Raw genomic sequence first — 17178 nt, 5'->3', positions numbered from 1 at the left:
GCATGCCCGCTCACCCGGCCGGCCTGCGCACGGGACACCGACATGCCCGCCATGCGCGGGGTCCCGGGCGGGGTGAGACCAACCCCCCTTTCGAACCGGACACGCCACAGAGCCGCCCGCACGGGCGGCCCACCGGACGAGAGGGAAACACGACTCATGAGCTCCTTCCTGCGCCCGGCAGCCACCGGGCAGGCGCAGACCGCCGCGCTCCTGGCGCCGGACCATTTCACGCCGGTCTCCACGCACCTGGCCATCGCTCCGCTGGTCAGCGTGGTCATCCCGGCGATGAACGAGGCGGAGAACCTGCCGCACGTGTTCGCCACCCTGCCGTCCTGGATCCACGAAGTGGTCCTGGTCGACGGCAACTCCACCGACGACACCGTCCGCGTCGCCCGCGAGCTGCGGCCCGACGTGCGGATCGTCCCGCAGACCGGCAAGGGCAAGGGCGACGCGCTGATCGCCGGCTTCACCGCCTGCACCGGCGAGATCATCGTCATGGTCGACGCCGACGGGTCGGCGGACGGCTCCGAGATCGTCTCCTATGTCTCCGCCCTGGTCGCCGGGGCCGACTTCGCCAAGGGCTCGCGCTTCGCCAACGGCGGGGGCACCGACGACATGACCCCCATCCGCAAGCTGGGCAACCGCGTGCTGTGCGCCGCCGTCAACGCCAAGTTCGGGGCCCGTTACACCGATCTGTGCTACGGGTACAACGCCTTCTGGCGGCACTGCCTGGACAAGATCACCCTGGACTGCACCGGCTTCGAGGTGGAGACCCTGATGAACATCAGAGTGGTCACGGCCGGCCTGAAGGTCCAGGAGATCCCCAGTCACGAGTACGTGCGCATCCACGGCGCCAGCAACCTGCGGGCGGTCCGCGACGGGTTACGCGTCCTCAAGGTCATCCTCAAGGAGAAGAACGAGCGTCGGGCGGCCCGCCGCGAGGGGGCCCGGTGACCCACGAGGACCTCCTCCGGGTGTCCGTGGTCGTCTGCGCGTACACCGAGGACCGCTGGGAGGACGTCCTCGCCGCGGTGGCCTCGGTGCACGCGCAACGCCTCCCGGCCCACGAGGTGCTGCTGGTGGTCGACCACAACCCCGTCCTGCTGGCCCGGCTGACCCGCCGCTACGCGGGCACGGCCGTGCGGGTGCTGCCCAACGCCGGGCCGCGCGGCCTGTCCGCCGGCCGCAACACCGGCATCGCCGCGTCGAGGGGCGAGGTCGTCGCCTTCCTGGACGACGACGCCGTCGCCGAACGCGACTGGCTGCACTGGTTCGCCGACGCCTACCGGGACCCGGCCGTCATGGGCGTCGGAGGGCGCACCCGCCCGGTGTGGGCCTCGGGGCGCCGGCCGCACTGGTTCCCCGAGGAGTTCGACTGGGTGGTCGGCGCCTCCTACCGCGGGCAGCCCGCCGGGCGCGCCCGGGTGCGCAACGTGCTCGGCGGCAACGCCTCGTTCCGGCGGATCGCCTTCGACATCGCCGGGGGCTTCGCCACCGGCATCGGCCGGGACGGCGACCGGCGCCCACTGGGCTGCGAGGAGACCGAGTTCTGCATCCGGCTCACCCAGGCCAAGCCGGGCAGCCTGCTGCTCATCGACGACCGCGCCGTGATCTGGCACCGCGTCCCCGCCGCCCGGGAGCGTTTCGGCTACTTCCGCACCCGCTGCTACGCCGAGGGCCTGTCCAAGGCCCTGGTCACCCGCAGCGTCGGCACGGACGCCGGGCTCGCGACCGAACGGCGGTACGCCACCCGCGTCCTGCCCGCCGGCGCGGCCCGCGGGCTGCGCGACGCCCTGCGCGGACGTCCGGGCGGCGCGGGCCGGGCCGGCGCCATCGTCGCCGGCGTCGCGACCACGGCGGCGGGCTACGCCGTCGCCCGGTTCCGCACCCGAGGGGAGGCCGGCCCGGCATGAGACCGCCCGCCGTGTCCCCGTCCGACCACAACGCACCGGGAGGTGCCGTCGTATGACCGAGCCGGCCGGGCAGGGGACCGGTCCCGTGCCGATCCTGATGTACCACGCCGTCACCGACACGCCCGCGCCCGCCACGCGCGGGCTGTCGGTCACGCCCGGCGCCTTCGCCGGGCAGATGGCGCTGCTCGCCGCGCGGGGCTTCACCCCGCTCGGCAGCACGGCGCTGGCGGACGCGTGGCGCGCGGGGCGGCCGCTGCCGCCCCGCCCCGTGCTGATCACCTTCGACGACGGCTACGAGGGCGTGCACCGGCACGCCCTCCCCGTGCTGAAGGGCCTCGGCTTCCCGGCGACCCTCTTCGTCTCGACCGGCTGGCTGCGCGGGCCGTACGAGGTGCCGGGCACCGCCCTCGACACCATGCTCGACTGGGAGCAGGTGCGCGAACTGCACGCCGCCGGTGTGGAGATCGGCGGCCACAGCCACACCCATCCCCAACTGGACCAGCTCGACGACGAACGCCTGCGGTCCGAGGTGCTGCGCTGCAAGGAGGTCCTGCGCGACGAACTGGGCGCTCCCCCGCTCTCCTTCGCGTACCCGTACGGCTACTCCAGCCGCCGCGTACGGAGTGCCGTGCGCTCCGCGGGGTTCACCTCCGCCCTCGCCGTCGGCAACGCCCTCGCGGACCGCCGGCGCCAGGGGCCGTACGCGCTGGCCCGGGTGACCGTGCGCCGGAGCACGGGGACCGAGGAGTTCGAGCGGCTGGTCGGGGGCCGCTCCGTCGCCCGCGACTTCGCCAAGGACCGGGCGCTGACCAAGGGGTACGCCCTGGTCCGCAGAGCCCGGCGGTGCCTGCGGAAGGTGCACGAGACCCGTGTCTGAGACGACGGCCACCACGAGCACGACCACCACGGATCCCGGGGCCACCGCCGCGCCGCCGCCCGCCGCCACGGGCGGCGGCCCCCTCGAAGGGGGCGAGGACGGGGGGACGACCGCCCAGCGCGGCGGCAACCAGCTGTTCCGCAACGCGTACGCGCTGATGCTCAACACCGGCGTCTCCGCGGTGCTGGGCCTCGGCTACTGGCTGGTCGCCGCGCGCTACTACACCGAGGACGCGGTCGGCCAGGGCTCGGCGGCGATCGCCGCGATGAAGTTCCTCGCGGGGCTCACCGCCGTGACGCTCACCGGGGCGCTGGCCCGGTTCATCCCCGTCTCGGGGCGCCGTACCGGGCGGCTGATCTTCGGTACGTACGCGGGGAGTTCGGCCGTCGTGGCGCTCGCCGCGGCGGTCTTCCTGCTGACCCTGGACTTCTGGGGCCCCTCGTACCGCTTCCTGCACGGCCCCGTCAACGGGCTCGGCTTCCTCGCGGCGGTCGTCGGCTGGTCGCTGCTGACCCTCCAGGACGGGGTGCTGACCGGGCTGCGCAGCGCGGTGTGGGTGCCGGTGGGCAACACCGTCTTCTCCGCGGCCAAGCTGGCGCTGCTGGTGGGCATCGCCGCGGCCGTGCCGACCGCGGGCGTCTTCGTCTCGTGGGTCGCCGCGATCGCGCTGTCGGTCGTCCCGCTCGGCTGGCTGGTCTTCCGGCGGCTGGTGCCCCGGCACGTCAAGGCGACGGAGGGCACCACGGCCGCGCCCCGGCCGCGCGAGATGCGGCGCTTCGTCGCGGGGGACGCGACCGGCTCCTTCTTCGCCCTCGCCGTGGTCTACCTCGTGCCGGTGATCGTGGCCTCGCAGATCAGCTCCGAGGACAACGCGTACTTCTACATCACGATGACGATCGGCGGCACGATCGACCTGCTGGCGATCAACATGGGCGCCTCGCTGACCGTCGAGGGCGCGCACGACCCGTCGCGGATCGCCGAGAACTGCCGGGCCGCCCTGCGCCGGATGGCCAGGATCATGGTCCCGATCGCCCTGTTCATGGTCGTCTTCGCACCGCAGATACTCGGCGTCTTCGGCGAAGGCTACGCACGCGAGGGTGCGCCGCTGCTGCGGCTGCTGGCGCTCTGCTCGCTGACCCGGGTACTGATCGAGGTGTACTTCGGCATCCTGCGCGCCCAGAGCCGGACCGGCCTCCTCGCCGTGCTCCAGGGGCTGCTGTGCGTCCTGGTACTGGGGTTCACCCTCGCGCTGCTGGGCCCGCTGGGCATCACCGGCGCGGGCTGGGCCGAACTGGGCAGCCTCGTCGTCATCGCGCTGGTCTCGCTGGTCGGGCTGCGGCGGCTGGTCTCCGACACGGCGTCCACCGCCCCCGCGGCGGAGCCAGCCGCAGCCGCGGAGACGGCGGGTGCGACCGAGGCCGCGGACACGGCGGACGCGGCGCGCGCGGCGGAGACCACGGCCGCCGGTGAGGACCTGGAGATCGTCTACGGCACCCGCTGGGCGCGCGCCGCGGCGCTGGACAGCGACACGCTCCAGCTCGGCGTGCGCATGGACTTCGACCACCCGGAGCGGCGCCCCTATGTGACGCCCCCGCAGGGCACCGCCGTGCCGGCGCCGGCGTCCGCGTCCGCGACGGCGTCCCGAGCGCTCCCGGCGCTCCCCGCGTCCCCGGCACGGAGGACCGCGGAGCCCTCGACCGCCGGGCCGGGGAGACCGGGCCCGCCCGCGCAGCCGCCTCCGGAGGAAGGGCGGCGCGGGCACACCCTGCTGCTCGAACTCGGTGTGTGGGGACTGCTGCTGTGCGCGCTCGGGCTGTACTGGCTGCCCCTGCGCGGCATGGACGACGCCTCGCTGGACGCGATGAACGGGCTCGGCCTGGTCTCCGTCCTGCCGCCCGCGACGCTGGCCGGCGCGGCGCTGCTCGTCCTGGCGTTCGTCTGCGGACTGTGGCTGCCCGGCCGCCGGCCGTGGCTCCTGGCCGCCGTCCTGCTGGCGACCGTGGTGTCGCTGCACGCGGTCCCGGCGGTCCTGGAGGAACAACCGCGGTTCGCGACGGCCTGGCAGCACGCGGGCTTCATCGACTACATCGGCCGGACCGGGGACGCGGCGCCCGACATGGACGCCCGGTTCTCGTGGCCCGGCTTCTTCGCGGTGATCACGCTCGTCGCCTCGGCCTGCGGGGTCACCGACCTCACCGAGGTGCTGCGCTGGTGGCCGCCGGCCGTCCAGTTGCTCTCCCTGGCCCCGCTGGCGCTGCTGCTGCGCGCGGTACGGGCCGGCCGGCGGGCCAAGTGGTGCGCGGCGTGGTTGTTCGCGCTGTGCGGCTGGGTCGGGCAGGACTACTTCTCCCCGCAGTCCCTCAACCACCTCCTGTACCTGATGTTCGCCGCGGTGCTCCTGGTGTGGTTCCGCGCCGCCGGCCCGCCCGCGGGCAAGCTGATCCCGGGCGAGGCCGACGTGCCGACGGTGGGCCGGGGCGACCGGGCGCTGCTGCTGGCGCTGCTGGTCGGGCTGTTCGCCGCCTCGGTCGTCAGCCATCAGCTGACCCCGTTCGTCATGCTCGGCGTGCTGACCGTGCTGGTCCTCGTCCGCCGTTCCACGCCGGCCGGGCTGCCCCTGCTGTGCGGGGTGCTGCTGGTCGGGTGGATCTGCTTCGTCGCCGAGCCGTACTGGTCGGGTCACTTCGACGAGTTGTTCGGCGGCATGGGCTCGCTGGGCGGCAACGTCTCCTCCAGCGTCTCCGGGCGCATTGAGGGCGGCAGCACCGTCCACAAGCTGGTGCTCTACGTGCGGGTGGCGCTGGCGGGATCGGTCATGGCGCTCGCGGTCCTGGGCTGGCTGCGCCGCCGCTGGGCGGGGTTCACCGACCGGACGCTGCTGGTGCTGCTGTTCGTGCCCTTCCTCGGCTTCGGCATGCAGTCCTACGGCGGCGAGATGGCGCTGCGGGTGTTCCTCTTCGCCCTGCCCGGCGCCTGTGTGCTCGGCGCGCTGGCGATCTTCCCGCGCAGCTCGTCGGACCGGGGGTGGCGCGGGCCGGTCGCGGCGCTGCTCGCCGGCTGGGTGCTCATCGCGGGCTTCCTCGTGGCGCGCTGGGGCAACGAGTCCTTCGAGCGGGTCCGCACGGGCGAGGTCGCGGCCATGGAGTACGTCTACGAGCACGACCGGCCCACCGCGCGGGTGGTCTGGCTCAGCACCGACCCCGTGGAGGACGTCACGCCCAGCCTGCCGTGGAACGCCCGCGACATGGAACGCGTGACGTACGTGCCGGTACTCGCCCCGCGCGACCCGGTGCTGGTCGGTCCCCTGGTCGAGGCACTGCGCGACGCCGGGCCCAACTCGTACCTGATGGTGTCGCGCGGGCAGAACACCTACCTGCAGCTGGACGCCGGCTTCTCGGCGACCTGGCCGGACAAGCTGCTGCGCTCCCTCGACGGACGCCCCGAGCTGCGGCCGGTGCTGCGGGACGAGGACGCGACGCTGTACGAGCTGCGGGAGCAGCCCGCCGACTGGCCGGTACCGGAGCCACGGCCCGGCCGCGTCTTCCCGGTCGTGACCTGGAACGCCTGGACGGCGGCGGGCGTGCTGGCCGGGGTGGCGCTGCTGGTGCTGCTCGGCGCCCGCGAACTGGCCCGGGTCACGCTGCCCGAGGCGCGGCGGCGGCGCGGCATGCGGATCTCGCTGCCGGCGGCCGCGCCGCTGCTGCTGGTGTTCCTGGCGGCCACGGTCGAGCGGTTCCTCACCCTGCGGTGACCGGCCGGGCCCCCCGCCCGTACCGGCGGGGGGCACCGGGGTTCGTCGGGTGGGCACCCGGGGGAACACCCGTCCGAGCCTCCGCGTTGTCGTGGCAGGAGTGAAGGAGGTGGCCCGATGACCGAGGACCAGAGCCCCCGGAGGACCGTGGCGGACCCGGCCGTGGAGGACGAGGCCGCGCAGTCGCGGCGCGCCCGCTTCGGGAAGCTGCCGGACCGCATACGCCCGGAGGACACCTTCGTGGAGACCCCGGCCACGGCCCCGCAGCCCGCCAGGGACACCTACAACCCGGACGAGTGGCTGATCCGCACCGTGGGCTGACCGACTGCGTCCTGCCGGAGGTTCGGTGGACGGGTGGGTGCGGGTTCGTCTCGCGCCCTTCGGGCGCACAGCGCCGGCTGCGGAGGGGGAGGGTGGGGGGCCGGCATCTTTGCGCCCGCAGGGCGCGACACGGCGGGAAAGCCGAACCACCCACCCGCACCCGGCTCGGCTACCCCCGGCGCAGCCAGCGGACGCCGTACGCGGGGAGGTCGAAGGAACGGCCGTCGACCGTCGCCCGGATGGTGCGGCCGAGCGTGTTGACGACCAGGACGGCGCGGTCGTCCGCGAGGACGCGCACGTTGGGCCGGTCGTCCTCCGCGACGGACACGTCACGGAACCGGGTGCCCGGCGGGAAGGCGGCGGCGAAGCGCCGGAGCAGGTCCATCATGGGCAGTTGCTCCCCGCCGCCCGAGGAGAGCTCGGTGCTGGTCCACAGGCAGCCGGGGCAGGAACGGCCGCGTTCCTGGGGGTTCCAGTAGAAGGCGGCGTCGGCGCCGCCGCGGGCGAGTTCCATCATCGCGGCGGCCTGCACGGCGGTGCGGTGGCGCTCGTCCCAGCCGGCACTGCCGTCGTCGGGCTCCACGTACCACTCGGCCCACCACAGGGGCAGCCCGCCGCTGCGTTCCTTGAGCCAGCGGCCGACCGCCGCGAACTTCTCGGTGGCGGAGAACTCGTCGGGCCGCATGCGGTCGTCGCGGCTGGTGCTGGAGCCGTCGGCGACGATGAAGTCGGCACCGGCCTTGTGCTCCAGCCAGTAGTCGACGGCGTCCAGGGCCCGCCGGTCCGCGGCGCCCCAGGGGCCCTTGAGGGTCGCGGAGGCGTCCCCGTTGCCGTCGTCGCCCGGGGCGAAGCTGTCCATGACGAGGTAGGGGCCGCCGACGAGGTTGCCGGGGTTCACCTCCTTCAGGGCCCGGTACACCCGGTCGTAGAGGTCGGTGTAGCCCTCGTAGTCCCAGCGCTGCCGGCCGTCGTTCCAGAAGCCCTTGAACTCGTTCCAGACGATGAAGTGCCGCACGTCCGGGTAGCGCCGGGCCACGGTGGCGGCGAGCGCGGCGAAGTCGTCGAAGTGCGCGCGGTCGGGGGCGACCTCGAGCCGTGACCAGTCGGTCGTCCCGGCCTTGCCGCCCTTCATCCAGTCCGGGGCGCAGCACAGCGTGATGACAGGCGTGCCGCCGCTGGCGCGGACCAGGTCGACCCGGTCGTCGAGTTCCCCGAAGTCGTAGGTGCCGGGCGAGGGTTCGGGGTTGTCGGCGCCCCAGCCCATGATCGCCTGGTTCTGCGGCAGCGCACGCTCCGACAGCAGCCGCTCCGCGGACCGCTTGGCCGTCTGACCGCCGTGGTCCGCGCTGTACTCGGTGTGGGTCAGGCCGAAGCCCAGCCCGGTCTTGGGACTTCCGGTGGGCGCGGTCGACGGGCCGTGCACCCCGCCTCCCGCGCCGCCGTTGCCGCGCGCGGTGCTGCCCGCGCCGCCCCCGAGATCGCACATCGCCAACAGGAGGACCAGCGCGGCCACTCCGATGCCCAGGAGCAGGGTGACGCCTCGCCGCCCGGCCCCCGGCAACCCCACACGCACGTTCGCATGACGTCCCATCACCCGTCAGGGTAACCGCCGCGATGCCCGGATCGGGCCGGTTTCACCGGCCGTTCAGGGATTCAGGGGTATTCCGCCACTCCGCAAAAACCCGGTGCGAATGAGGACCTTGTGCCGGATCATGTGCGGCATGCCCGACGCAACGCCCCCGCATCGCGCCCTGTCCATCCGTCTCGGCATGAACGACGACGACTCGCCGTCCGACGCCATCGACGCCCTGTTCCTGAGCCGCTTCGTCACCGGCGAGCAGCCCTACTCCTGCGGCACGTCCCTGGACCGGGTCAAGTCGGGGCTGACGCTCCTGCCGGGCGGCGGGTCGGTGCTGCGCTCCGCGCGGGACAAGGACCGCGGCGCGACCCTCGCCGAGGGCGACGGCTGGACGATCCTCGTCTCGCGCTGGCACCGCCGGGCCGACGTGACGGTGACGGCGGTCAGCGAGGAGCTGGCGCGGCGCGTCCTGGCCGAGGCCGTCGAGGACGCCGAGGACCAGCCGGAACCGCAGCCCGACGACGTGACCATGGGCTTCTGGTACGTCGCACCGCGCCGCGGCCCGCACCGCATCACCCGGCAGATCAGCGCCGCCCCCTGGGACGACGTGCGGGGCAACTACACGGCGCCCGTGGCCGAGGCCATGGACGGGCTGATGAAGCTCACTGCCGACGACGTCAGCGGCCGGCTGCTGCTCCTGCACGGTCCGCCGGGCACCGGCAAGACCTCCGCGCTGCGCACGCTGGCCCGGTCGTGGCGCGACTGGTGCCAGGTGGACTGCGTCCTCGACCCCGAGGTGCTCTTCAACGACGTCGGCTACCTGATGGAGATCGCCATCGGCGAGGACGACTCCGAAGGGCCGGGCCGCTGGCGGCTGCTGCTCCTGGAGGACTGCGACGAGCTCATCCGCGGCCAGGCCAAGCACCAGACCGGGCAGGCCCTGTCGCGGCTGCTCAACCTCACGGACGGCCTGCTCGGCCAGGGCCGCAACGTCCTGGTCGGCATCACCACCAACGAGGACCTGGAGCGTCTGCACCCGGCGGTGGTCCGTCCCGGCCGCTGCCTGGCCCGGATAGAGGTGGGCCCGCTGACCCGCGCCGAGGCGACCGGCTGGCTCGGTACGTCCGAGGGCGTCGGTCGGGACGGCGCCACGCTCGCGGAGCTGTACGCGCTGCGCCGTGCCGCGTCCTCCTCCGGCGGCACCGCGCTCCCCCACCAGACGACCCCGGCCTCCGCCTCCGGAGGCCTCTACCTCTGATGTCCGGGGGTCCCCCCGCCGGGGCGCGGGGACGGATCCGGACCCGTACCCCGGCGGAACTGCGCCGCGAACGCCGTCCGCGGTCGCACGGCTGCTGGGACCACCTGTACGCGGCGCCGCTGTGGCCGCTGCACGGCGTGAACCTGGGGACGCTGCTGCGCACCTGCGACGCGGTCGGCGCGTGCCTGGTCGTCCCGCGCTTCCCCTGGGTGCCGGAGGCGCTCGCCCGCGGCAACACCCTGCGGCGGCCCGCCTGCGTGCACTGGACCGGTGACCCCCTGGGCTGGCTGCAGCGGCAGCGCGACCGGGGGGCGCACGTCGTCGGGGTGGAACTCGCCGAGGAGGCCGTACGGCTGGCGGACCTGCCGGCCGCGCGGCGCACCACCGTCGTCGTGCTGGGGCACGAGCAGCACGGCATACCGCCGGAGGCACTCGACCTGCTCGACCTCGCCGTGGAGATCCCGATGGTGGGCACGGGCGCCGGCCTCAACGTCGCGGTCGCCGGCTCGCTGGCGCTCTACAAGCTGGCCGGGCTGCTGTGACCGGTGGTGGCGCGGGCTACGCCTCGTACGCGGCGCGCAGCGCGTCCCGCACGGCGGTCTCCGCGGCGGCCCGGTCCAGTCCGAGGCGCCGGGCGCGCTGGGCGTAGGCGGACGCGGCGGACGCGGCCTCCCGGGCGGCGGCGTCGCCCGCGGCGGCGACGAAGGTGCCGTTGCGGCCGCGGGTCTCGATCACACCGTCCGCCTCCAGGGCCCGGTAGGCCTTGGCCACGGTGTTGGCCGCCAGCCCGAGGTCGTCGGCGAGGCCGCGGACGGTCGGCAGCCGGTAGCCGACCGGCAGGGCGCCGGAACGGGCCTGGTCGGCGATCTGCTCGCGCAGTTGCTCGTAGGGGGCGGTGGCCGCGTCCGGCCTGACGGTGATCTTGAGGCTCACGGTGTGTCGTCCTCCCGGCGGGACGGATCGGCGCTGTTTGTCGCGGCCATTGTGCTGCACACGCCGTCCGCGAGGAGGACGGCACGGCCTGGACCCGCCGGGTCGTGGGCGATGGAGTCGCCCGGCTCGTGCAGGTGCAGCAGGAAGCGCTCGCCCGCGCGGTACGCCTCCAGGCCGGCCCTGCAGTACGCCACCATGTCGTCCGGCAGCGCGTCCAGGGGGAACCAGCCGAGCTCCGAGCACTTCTCCGGCTCGCGGTTGACCGGTTCGTGGGCGTCGCCGTCCGCCGCGAAGAACCAGCCGATGCGCTCGCCGCCGCCGGGCGCGCGGTGCTGCATGACGAGGGCGACGGAGACGTCCTCGGGGCGCAGCACGACGCCCACCTCCTCATGGGCCTCGCGGATCATGGCGGTCAGGACGTCCTCGCCGTCCTCGACGTGACCGGAGGGGGCGTGCAGCAGTCCGTCGGCGTAACCGGTGTTGACCCGGCGGCCGAGCAGGACCTCGTCGCCGCGGCGCAGGAAGAGGTGCACGTCGACGATCTCCGTGTGCCTGCGGGGCTGCTTGATCCGCACGACCGCGGCGTAGCGCTCGTCGTGGACCGGGCGGCCCCACAGCGCGGTGTCGTGGGCGAGCTGCTCGACCTGGGTGTGCTCGGCCAGCGGCCGGACCATCGCGGCCAGTTCGGCGGCGCGGATGCCCGCGGGCTCGACCTCCCCCCAGCAGCCCTCGACCAGCACCAGGCGCCCGCCGCGGCGTAGCAGCCGGGCCCAGCGGCGCAGCGCCGCCACGGGGTCGGGCAGCGCCCACAGCACGTGGCGGACGAGCACCACGTCGAACCGGCCGTCCGCGACGGGCGGTCCGGCCGCGTCCCCGACCAGGACCCGGGCCCCGGTGCCGGCCAGCTTCGCCCGGGCCAGCGCGGCCATCCGCGGTGAACGGTCGACGCCCGTCACCCGGTGCCCCTGCTCGGCGGCGAGCCGCGCGAGGCTGCCCGTGCCGCAGCCGAGGTCGAGCACGTCCGCCGGGGCGCCGGGCAGCCATCCCCGCAGCCGCGCCGCCCATGCCTCCCGCACCGCGGGGTCCCGCAGACCGTGGTCCGGCTCCTCGTCGAAGCGGTCCGCCACGGTGTCCCAGTACGTGTCCTTGCTCGGTTCGCCCACCCCGTGATCCTTCCACCCGCCACTGACAACGCCCGATGACCGGGGGCCGCCCCCGCCGCCGCAGGCGCGGAGGCCGCCGTCCGGCGCACCGGCAGGACGCGGTGGCGGCCACCCGCATCAGACCCGGCGTCCGTGGGCCGGCGGGCGTCGCCGGCCCCGCGACTGCGCGGCGTCAACGACCGCTCCCCGGCCGGACAACGGCCGGGCGATCCCGCGGAGCCACCCCCTGCGGATTCCCCCGGCGGGGCGCGGGCCGCGGAGGGGTGTCAGCTCAGGCCAAGGTTCCGGTAGCGGGTGCGGCGGGCCGCGAGGCGGACGGCGCGCGGCCGGGTCCGGAGGGCAGCGAGTTCCGCTCCCAGGACCGCGCCTAGGCGGACGAGGAACGCCTCGGGCTCGTCCGCCGCGTCGGGGGCCTCCTCCACCACACGGTCGACGATGCCGTGCGCGGCCAGGTCCGCCGAGCGCACGCCCTGGCGCCCGGCCACCTCGTACGCCCGCTCCGTCGTCCGGTGGAGGATCGCGGAGGCCCCTTCGGGCGGCAGCGGGGAGAGCCAGGCGTGGCGGGCCGCGACCACCCGGTCCGCGGGCAGCAGCGCGAGCGCGCCCCCGCCGGCGCCCTGCCCGAGCAGGAGGCACAGCGTGGGCGCGGGCACGGTCATCAGGTCGGCGAGGGAGCGGGCGATCTCGCCCGCCAGCCCGCCCTCTTCGGCCTCCCGGGAGAGGGCGGCGCCCGCGGTGTCGACGACGGACAGCAGCGGCAGGTCCAGTTCCGCGGCGATGCCCATGCCGCGGCGGGCGACCCGCAGGCCGCCGGGGCCCAGTGCGGGCGGCCGGCCGTCGCCCGTCTCGCGCCGGTCGTGGCCGAGGACGACGCAGGGCGTGCCGCCGATGCGGGCGAGCGCCAGCAGCAGTCCGGGGTCCCGCTCCCCCGCGCCGGTGCCGCTGAGCGGGGTCACGTCCCGGGCGGCCACCCCCAGCAGGGCGCGCAGCCCCGGCCGTTCGGGCCGCCGCGAGCGCCGGATGGACTCCTCGGCGGTGGGAACGGGGACGGGCGCGGCGGGCTCGGGTCCGGTCCCGCCGGGGTCGGGGGCGGCCGACGAGTCGCCGCTCAGCACCCCGAGGACCCGGGCCGCGGCGTCCGCGAGCCCCCCGGAGGGCAGGACCGCGTCGACGATGCCGTTGGCCAGCAGGTTCTCCGCGACCTGGACGCCGGCCGGGAACTCCTCCCCGTACAGGGCCTCGTGGACCCGCGGGCCGAGGAAGCCGATGAGCGCACCGGGTTCGGCGGCGGTGACGTGCCCGAGGGAGCCCCAGGACGCGAAGACCCCGCCCGTGGTCGGGTGCCGCAGGTGGACCAGGTACGGCAGACCGGCCGCCTTGTGGTCGGTGATGGCCGCCGCGACCTTGACCATCTGCAGGAACGCGATGGTGCCCTCCTGCATCCGCGTCCCGCCCGAGGCGGGCGAGGCCAGCAGCGGCAGCCGTTCGCGGGTGGCCCGTTCGACGGCCCGTACGAGGCGTTCACCCGCGGCGACGCCGATCGAGCCACCCAGGAAGCGGAACTCGCCCGCCACGACGGCGACCAGGCGGCCGCGGATGCGCCCCTCGCCGGTGACGACCGACTCGTCGAGCCCCGTGCGCTCCCGGGCCCGGGCGAGGTCGGCGCGGTAGCCGGGGTCGTCGAGGTACCCGGGCAGGGCGGTCACGGGCTCGTCCCAGCCGTGCCAGGTGCCGCGGTCGACGACGGCGTCGATGAGCTCGAGGGCGGCCGCGCGGCGGCGCGTCGGTTCGGTCATGGGGTCACCCTAGGGTGCCCGACGGAGGCGGTGGCCAGGGCCAACACCTCACGGAACACGGGGCGGAGGTCACTCGAACGGCGCAACTCCATCACGGGCCGAAGGTCGTTGTGGGGATGTGGTCACAGTCGATCCCCAGAACGCGCCGGGTGCGCCGTCCGGGAGTGAGGTCCCCCGGACGGTCCCGGCGCCCATCCGCCGCAGCCGTCCGTACCGCCCGCCGGAAGGCCTCCCCCTCGGGGAATGGGTCTTCGTCCCGGGGACGGCGGGATTCTTCGGGCAGAGTTCGGACGCCTACATCGAGCGCGGCGAGGAGCACATTCCCCTCGTGTACTGCTCTTCGGAACTGGAACAGTTCGCCAACGAAATGGTCGGGATCGAGGGTGATTTCACCCGCCGCTGCTCCGGCATCGATCTGGACGGGCGGTATTAGGGCGTGCATTCCCCGTATCCCCCGCACACGCCCGGCCCCGACAGGAATTCCTACATGCCGCCTTTGCAGGACCGTTTCCGCTTCGAGAACGACGTGCCGTACGAGGACGACCTCAACGGCCACACCATTTACAGTCCCCGCCAGGCCCCGGACGACACCTCGGGGAACGGCGTCTTCTCCGCCCCTGACTACGACGTCCTGAACGGGGTGTGGACGTCCGAGGAGGAACTGGCCCAGCTCCTCGAACCCCCTTTGCTGGACGACGTGGACGAGGACGACGAGGACGACGTCTTCGCCGCGCCCTCCCCGGAGGCCGCGACCCACGAACTGCCGCTCACCCGGCACCGGCACCGCAGGATCCGCGGGGCGGCGCTGCGGCAGAAGGTGACCAGGACCCAGACGCTCAGCTTCGTCGTCGCGGCGGTCGCCGCCACGATCGTGGCCATGGTGAGCGTGCTCGGCGGGATGGTCGCCCACGACCCGCTGCGGCACATCGCCGCCACCAACGGGGCGTCGGGGCTGGCCGACTGGTGGCCGCTGCTGGTCTACGGCCCCTGGATGGTGGCCTCGCTGTCGATCCTGCGGGCCGCGCTGCACCAGCGCCGCGCACCGCACTCCTGGGCGGTCGTACTGCTCTTCTCGGCCTTCGCGATCCTGTTCTGCGTCGCCTCCGCCCCCCGGACGATCACCGACTGGACCGTCGCCAGCCTGCCCGCCATCGCCGCGCTGTCCTGCTTCCACCAGCTCGTACGGCAGATCACCCTCACCCACCCGCCGCGCCGCACCTCCCGCAGCCGGCACTCCTCCTGACACGGCGCCCCTCCCCGGCCCGTCGAGCGGGCCGGGGCCGCGGCGGGCCGGCCGGACCGCTCAGCCGGTGCCTCCGGCCGATCCTCCGAACGGCAGCCGGCCGCCCTCGGGGGCGGTGAGGTCGCGGTCCGGGCGCGTCCCGCATCCTCAGCCCCCGCTTAGCGATGCCTTAACGCCGCCATAAAGATCGTCCGCAGGTCCCCCGAACAGGGGTTCCGCCCCTGCGGCGCGGCTAGCGTGCTGGTTCGCCGATGCCCGTCGGCGCCGCGCACGGGGGCGGCGCCGACGGGGTCCCGGCACCCCGCGCACCCCGGGCCACCGCCGAAGGAGAACCCCACCATGACCGCACGCAGAACGGCCGCCCTGGCCGCCGCCCTCGGGATCGGACCGCTCGCGCTGACCGGCCTGGCGGCGGGACCGGCGAACGCCCACGGCACCATGGGCGGCCCGGTCAGCCGGGTGCTGACCTGCTACGCGGAGAACCCCGAGCACCCGTCGTCGGCGGCGTGCCGGGCGGCGGTCGCGGCGGGCGGCACGCAGGCCTTCTACGACTGGAACGGGGTGCGCATCGGCGACGCGGCCGGGCGCCACCGGCAGTTGATAGCGGACGGCAGGCTGTGCAGCGCCGGCAACGAGGAGTTCAAGGCGCTGGACCTGGCGCGGGCCGACTGGCCGGCGACGCGGATGGCACCGGGACGACAGGAGCTGACGTACCGCGTGACGGCCCGCCACAAGGGTGCGTTCGAGCTGTACATGACGAAGGCGGGGTACGACCCGTCGAGGCCGCTGACGTGGTCGGACCTGGACGCGCGGCCCTTCGCGAAGGTCACCGACCCCCAGGTGCGGGACGGCAGTTACGTCCTGCCGGTCGACGTGCCGGCCCGGTCGGGGCGCCAGCTGGTCTACGCGATCTGGCAGCGCTCGGACAGCCCGGAGGCCTTCTACTCCTGCTCGGACGTGGTCTTCGGCGCGGACACCGGCAAGGCCCCGGAGGCACCCGCCGCGCCCGCCACCTCGGCCCCCGCCACGACCGGGGGCGCCCCGGCCGCGGCCACGACCGCCCCCGCGCCCACCGCCTCCGTGCCGGACGACGCGCAGGTCTCCGCCGGGGCGGACCGGTCGGCGGTGCGCCACCGCCATCACGCGCAGACCGCCGCGGAGGGCTCCGCGAGCCCGCTCGCGGAGCCGTCCACGACGGCGGAGACCTCCCCGGCCGGCGCGGACCTCGCGCAGACCGGGAGCAGCAGCACCGGCACGACCTCGCTGATGGCGGCGGGGGCCGCCGCCGTGACGCTCGGTGCGTCGGCGCTGCTGCTGGTCGCCCGCAGGCGCCGGGCGGGGAACGCCGGCTGAGGCGGACCGTCAGCTGAAGACGTCCCCGCAGTCGGTCGCCTTGGCGTGCGCCGGGTCAAGGGCGTTGGCCGTCTCGTGGAACACGATGCGGTCGGTCAGCCCGGCGAGGACGTGCTCGGACAGGTCGAGCGGGCACAGGTCCTGCAGCACCACGTTGCGCACGTCGGGGCCGGACAGGAACTGCGAGGTGTACGGCGTGACGACCTCGTCGTACTTGGTCGCGATCACCGTGTAGCGGACGCCGGGCAGGGTGTCGCCGCCGGCGTTCAGCTGGGTGAGGAAGGCCGATCCGGCCATCTGGTCGGTCAGTCCCTGCGGGGTGAGGTGCGCGATGGCCTCGGCCGCGCCGGGGAAGTAGGGCAGCAGCTTGAGCAGCCCGCCCAGGTCGGTGCCGTGGTTGCTGGGCGCGATGCCGACCAGGGCGTTCACCTTGGGGGCACCGCCCAGGAACTTCATGTAGTAGCGCGGCATCATGCCGCCCTGGGAGTGCCCGACGACGTCGACCTTGCCCGCGCCGGTGGCCGCGAGGACCCGGTCGACGTGGTCGGCGAGCTGCTGGGCGGACGCGGCGATGGGGCCGAGCCCGTGGAAGAGGGGCACACCGGGCAGCCGGCCGTAGTCGAGGGAGTAGACGCAGTAGCCCCGCTTGACCAGGTAGGGCGCGAGCCCGAGCCAGTTGTCGATGGAGTTGCCGAGGGTGCCGTGGACGAGGACGACGGGCCGCGGGTGGGCGGCGGACGGCTTGCAGGACCAGTTGTTCCAGCCGCTGCTCGCGGTGGCGCCGGCGGCGGTGGCCGCGGCGTTGACGGTCGTGGTGGCCTTGGTACCGGACGCGGGGGCCTTCGCCAGTGCGGCGGTGGTGGTGTCCGCCAGGACGGGGGTGGCGAAGAGGGCGGCGGTGAGAGTCAGCGCGGAGAGGAGCCGGAGCGCTGATCGCGGTCTGATGGGCAGCATCGAGCGATCTCCTCGCAGGTGGGGGAAGGACTGGCTC

The 17178-nt window shown here is 74.6% G+C and carries 15 protein-coding genes; 10 read left to right on the top strand and 5 right to left on the bottom strand.

The annotated features are described in order from the left end of the window. Positions 1–156: 156 nt before the first annotated feature. The 5 genes from ACFZAU_RS34715 to ACFZAU_RS34695 all read left to right on the top strand — a co-directional run bounded on the left by ACFZAU_RS34715 (position 157) and on the right by ACFZAU_RS34695 (position 6862). Complete coding sequence (locus tag ACFZAU_RS34715) at positions 157–954, top strand: glycosyltransferase family 2 protein (RefSeq protein WP_500555471.1); 798 nt, start codon at positions 157–159, stop codon at positions 952–954. After that, a complete protein-coding gene (locus tag ACFZAU_RS34710) occupies positions 951–1913 on the top strand; it encodes a glycosyltransferase family 2 protein (RefSeq protein ID WP_500555470.1) in 963 nt (320 codons plus the stop codon). Before ACFZAU_RS34715 ends, ACFZAU_RS34710 begins: the two co-directional genes overlap by 4 nt. A 52-nt stretch (positions 1914–1965) precedes the next feature. Further along, positions 1966–2790: a polysaccharide deacetylase family protein gene (locus ACFZAU_RS34705; RefSeq protein WP_500555469.1), complete on the top strand. Its 825-nt coding sequence runs from the start codon at positions 1966–1968 to the stop codon at positions 2788–2790. Then, positions 2783–6541, top strand: a complete 3759-nt coding sequence (locus tag ACFZAU_RS34700; protein WP_500555468.1) for a lipopolysaccharide biosynthesis protein — start codon at positions 2783–2785, stop codon at positions 6539–6541. The genes ACFZAU_RS34705 and ACFZAU_RS34700 overlap by 8 nt, the downstream gene beginning before the upstream one ends. 117 nt (positions 6542–6658) lie before the next feature. After that, positions 6659–6862: a hypothetical protein gene (locus tag ACFZAU_RS34695; protein WP_499603755.1), complete on the top strand. Its 204-nt coding sequence runs from the start codon at positions 6659–6661 to the stop codon at positions 6860–6862. A gap of 169 nt (positions 6863–7031) precedes the next feature. Here the strand turns inward: ACFZAU_RS34695 and ACFZAU_RS34690 are convergent, their stop codons facing one another. After that, positions 7032–8453, bottom strand: coding sequence for a GH39 family glycosyl hydrolase (locus tag ACFZAU_RS34690; protein ID WP_500555467.1), 1422 nt, complete (start codon positions 8451–8453; stop codon positions 7032–7034). Between the two features lie 130 nt (positions 8454–8583). On the opposite strand from ACFZAU_RS34690, the gene ACFZAU_RS34685 reads away from it, so the two are divergent. Beyond that, a complete protein-coding gene (locus ACFZAU_RS34685) occupies positions 8584–9699 on the top strand; it encodes a DUF5925 domain-containing protein (RefSeq protein WP_499603759.1) in 1116 nt (371 codons plus the stop codon). Beyond that, positions 9699–10241, top strand: coding sequence for a TrmH family RNA methyltransferase (locus ACFZAU_RS34680; RefSeq protein WP_500555466.1), 543 nt, complete (start codon positions 9699–9701; stop codon positions 10239–10241). Before ACFZAU_RS34685 ends, ACFZAU_RS34680 begins: the two co-directional genes overlap by 1 nt. A gap of 16 nt (positions 10242–10257) precedes the next feature. Here the strand turns inward: ACFZAU_RS34680 and ACFZAU_RS34675 are convergent, their stop codons facing one another. The 3 genes from ACFZAU_RS34675 to ACFZAU_RS34665 all read right to left on the bottom strand — a co-directional run bounded on the left by ACFZAU_RS34675 (position 10258) and on the right by ACFZAU_RS34665 (position 13591). Beyond that, on the bottom strand, positions 10258–10632 hold the full coding sequence (locus ACFZAU_RS34675) for a GntR family transcriptional regulator (protein ID WP_500464503.1): 375 nt from the start codon (positions 10630–10632) through the stop codon (positions 10258–10260). Beyond that, on the bottom strand, positions 10629–11795 hold the full coding sequence (locus tag ACFZAU_RS34670; RefSeq protein WP_500555465.1) for a methyltransferase domain-containing protein: 1167 nt from the start codon (positions 11793–11795) through the stop codon (positions 10629–10631). The genes ACFZAU_RS34675 and ACFZAU_RS34670 overlap by 4 nt, the downstream gene beginning before the upstream one ends. Before the next feature lie 266 nt (positions 11796–12061). Next, positions 12062–13591: a carboxyl transferase domain-containing protein gene (locus ACFZAU_RS34665; protein WP_500555464.1), complete on the bottom strand. Its 1530-nt coding sequence runs from the start codon at positions 13589–13591 to the stop codon at positions 12062–12064. Between the two features lie 118 nt (positions 13592–13709). Between ACFZAU_RS34665 and ACFZAU_RS34660 the strand changes: the two genes are divergently transcribed. The 3 genes from ACFZAU_RS34660 to ACFZAU_RS34650 all read left to right on the top strand — a co-directional run bounded on the left by ACFZAU_RS34660 (position 13710) and on the right by ACFZAU_RS34650 (position 16187). Continuing rightward, complete coding sequence (locus ACFZAU_RS34660) at positions 13710–14024, top strand: hypothetical protein (RefSeq protein WP_499603767.1); 315 nt, start codon at positions 13710–13712, stop codon at positions 14022–14024. 54 nt (positions 14025–14078) lie between these two features. Further along, positions 14079–14834 carry a DUF2637 domain-containing protein gene (locus ACFZAU_RS34655; RefSeq protein ID WP_499603768.1) on the top strand — a complete coding sequence of 252 codons (756 nt, stop codon included), beginning with the start codon at positions 14079–14081 and terminating at the stop codon, positions 14832–14834. A 339-nt stretch (positions 14835–15173) separates the two neighbouring features. Further along, the gene (locus tag ACFZAU_RS34650; protein WP_500555463.1) at positions 15174–16187 is read left to right on the top strand and encodes a lytic polysaccharide monooxygenase auxiliary activity family 9 protein; all 1014 of its coding nucleotides are present in this window, start codon (positions 15174–15176) and stop codon (positions 16185–16187) included. 9 nt (positions 16188–16196) lie between these two features. Here the strand turns inward: ACFZAU_RS34650 and ACFZAU_RS34645 are convergent, their stop codons facing one another. Further along, entirely contained in the window at positions 16197–17141 is a 945-nt protein-coding gene (locus tag ACFZAU_RS34645; protein ID WP_500555462.1) for an esterase/lipase family protein, read from the bottom strand. Positions 17142–17178 lie beyond the last annotated feature (37 nt).

This window comes from Streptomyces sp. NPDC008238 (assembly GCF_042956445.1).
Classification (GTDB): domain Bacteria; phylum Actinomycetota; class Actinomycetes; order Streptomycetales; family Streptomycetaceae; genus Actinacidiphila.
Note: the sequence above shows the minus strand (reverse complement) of the source record. Positions and strands in the feature narration are given on the sequence as shown.

Excerpts from the sequence above, each read along its gene's own strand:
- ACFZAU_RS34655 (WP_499603768.1), top strand. The coding sequence starts at position 14,079 with ATGCCGCCTTTGCAGGACCGTTTCCGCTTCGAGAACGACGTGCCGTAC.
- ACFZAU_RS34665 (WP_500555464.1), bottom strand. The coding sequence starts at position 13,591 with ATGACCGAACCGACGCGCCGCCGCGCGGCCGCCCTCGAGCTCATCGAC.
- ACFZAU_RS34650 (WP_500555463.1), top strand. The coding sequence starts at position 15,174 with ATGACCGCACGCAGAACGGCCGCCCTGGCCGCCGCCCTCGGGATCGGA.
- ACFZAU_RS34695 (WP_499603755.1), top strand. The coding sequence starts at position 6,659 with ATGACCGAGGACCAGAGCCCCCGGAGGACCGTGGCGGACCCGGCCGTG.
- ACFZAU_RS34645 (WP_500555462.1), bottom strand. The coding sequence starts at position 17,141 with ATGCTGCCCATCAGACCGCGATCAGCGCTCCGGCTCCTCTCCGCGCTG.
- ACFZAU_RS34715 (WP_500555471.1), top strand. The coding sequence starts at position 157 with ATGAGCTCCTTCCTGCGCCCGGCAGCCACCGGGCAGGCGCAGACCGCC.
- ACFZAU_RS34690 (WP_500555467.1), bottom strand. The coding sequence starts at position 8,453 with ATGGGACGTCATGCGAACGTGCGTGTGGGGTTGCCGGGGGCCGGGCGG.
- ACFZAU_RS34705 (WP_500555469.1), top strand. The coding sequence starts at position 1,966 with ATGACCGAGCCGGCCGGGCAGGGGACCGGTCCCGTGCCGATCCTGATG.
- ACFZAU_RS34680 (WP_500555466.1), top strand. The coding sequence starts at position 9,699 with ATGTCCGGGGGTCCCCCCGCCGGGGCGCGGGGACGGATCCGGACCCGT.
- ACFZAU_RS34685 (WP_499603759.1), top strand. The coding sequence starts at position 8,584 with ATGCCCGACGCAACGCCCCCGCATCGCGCCCTGTCCATCCGTCTCGGC.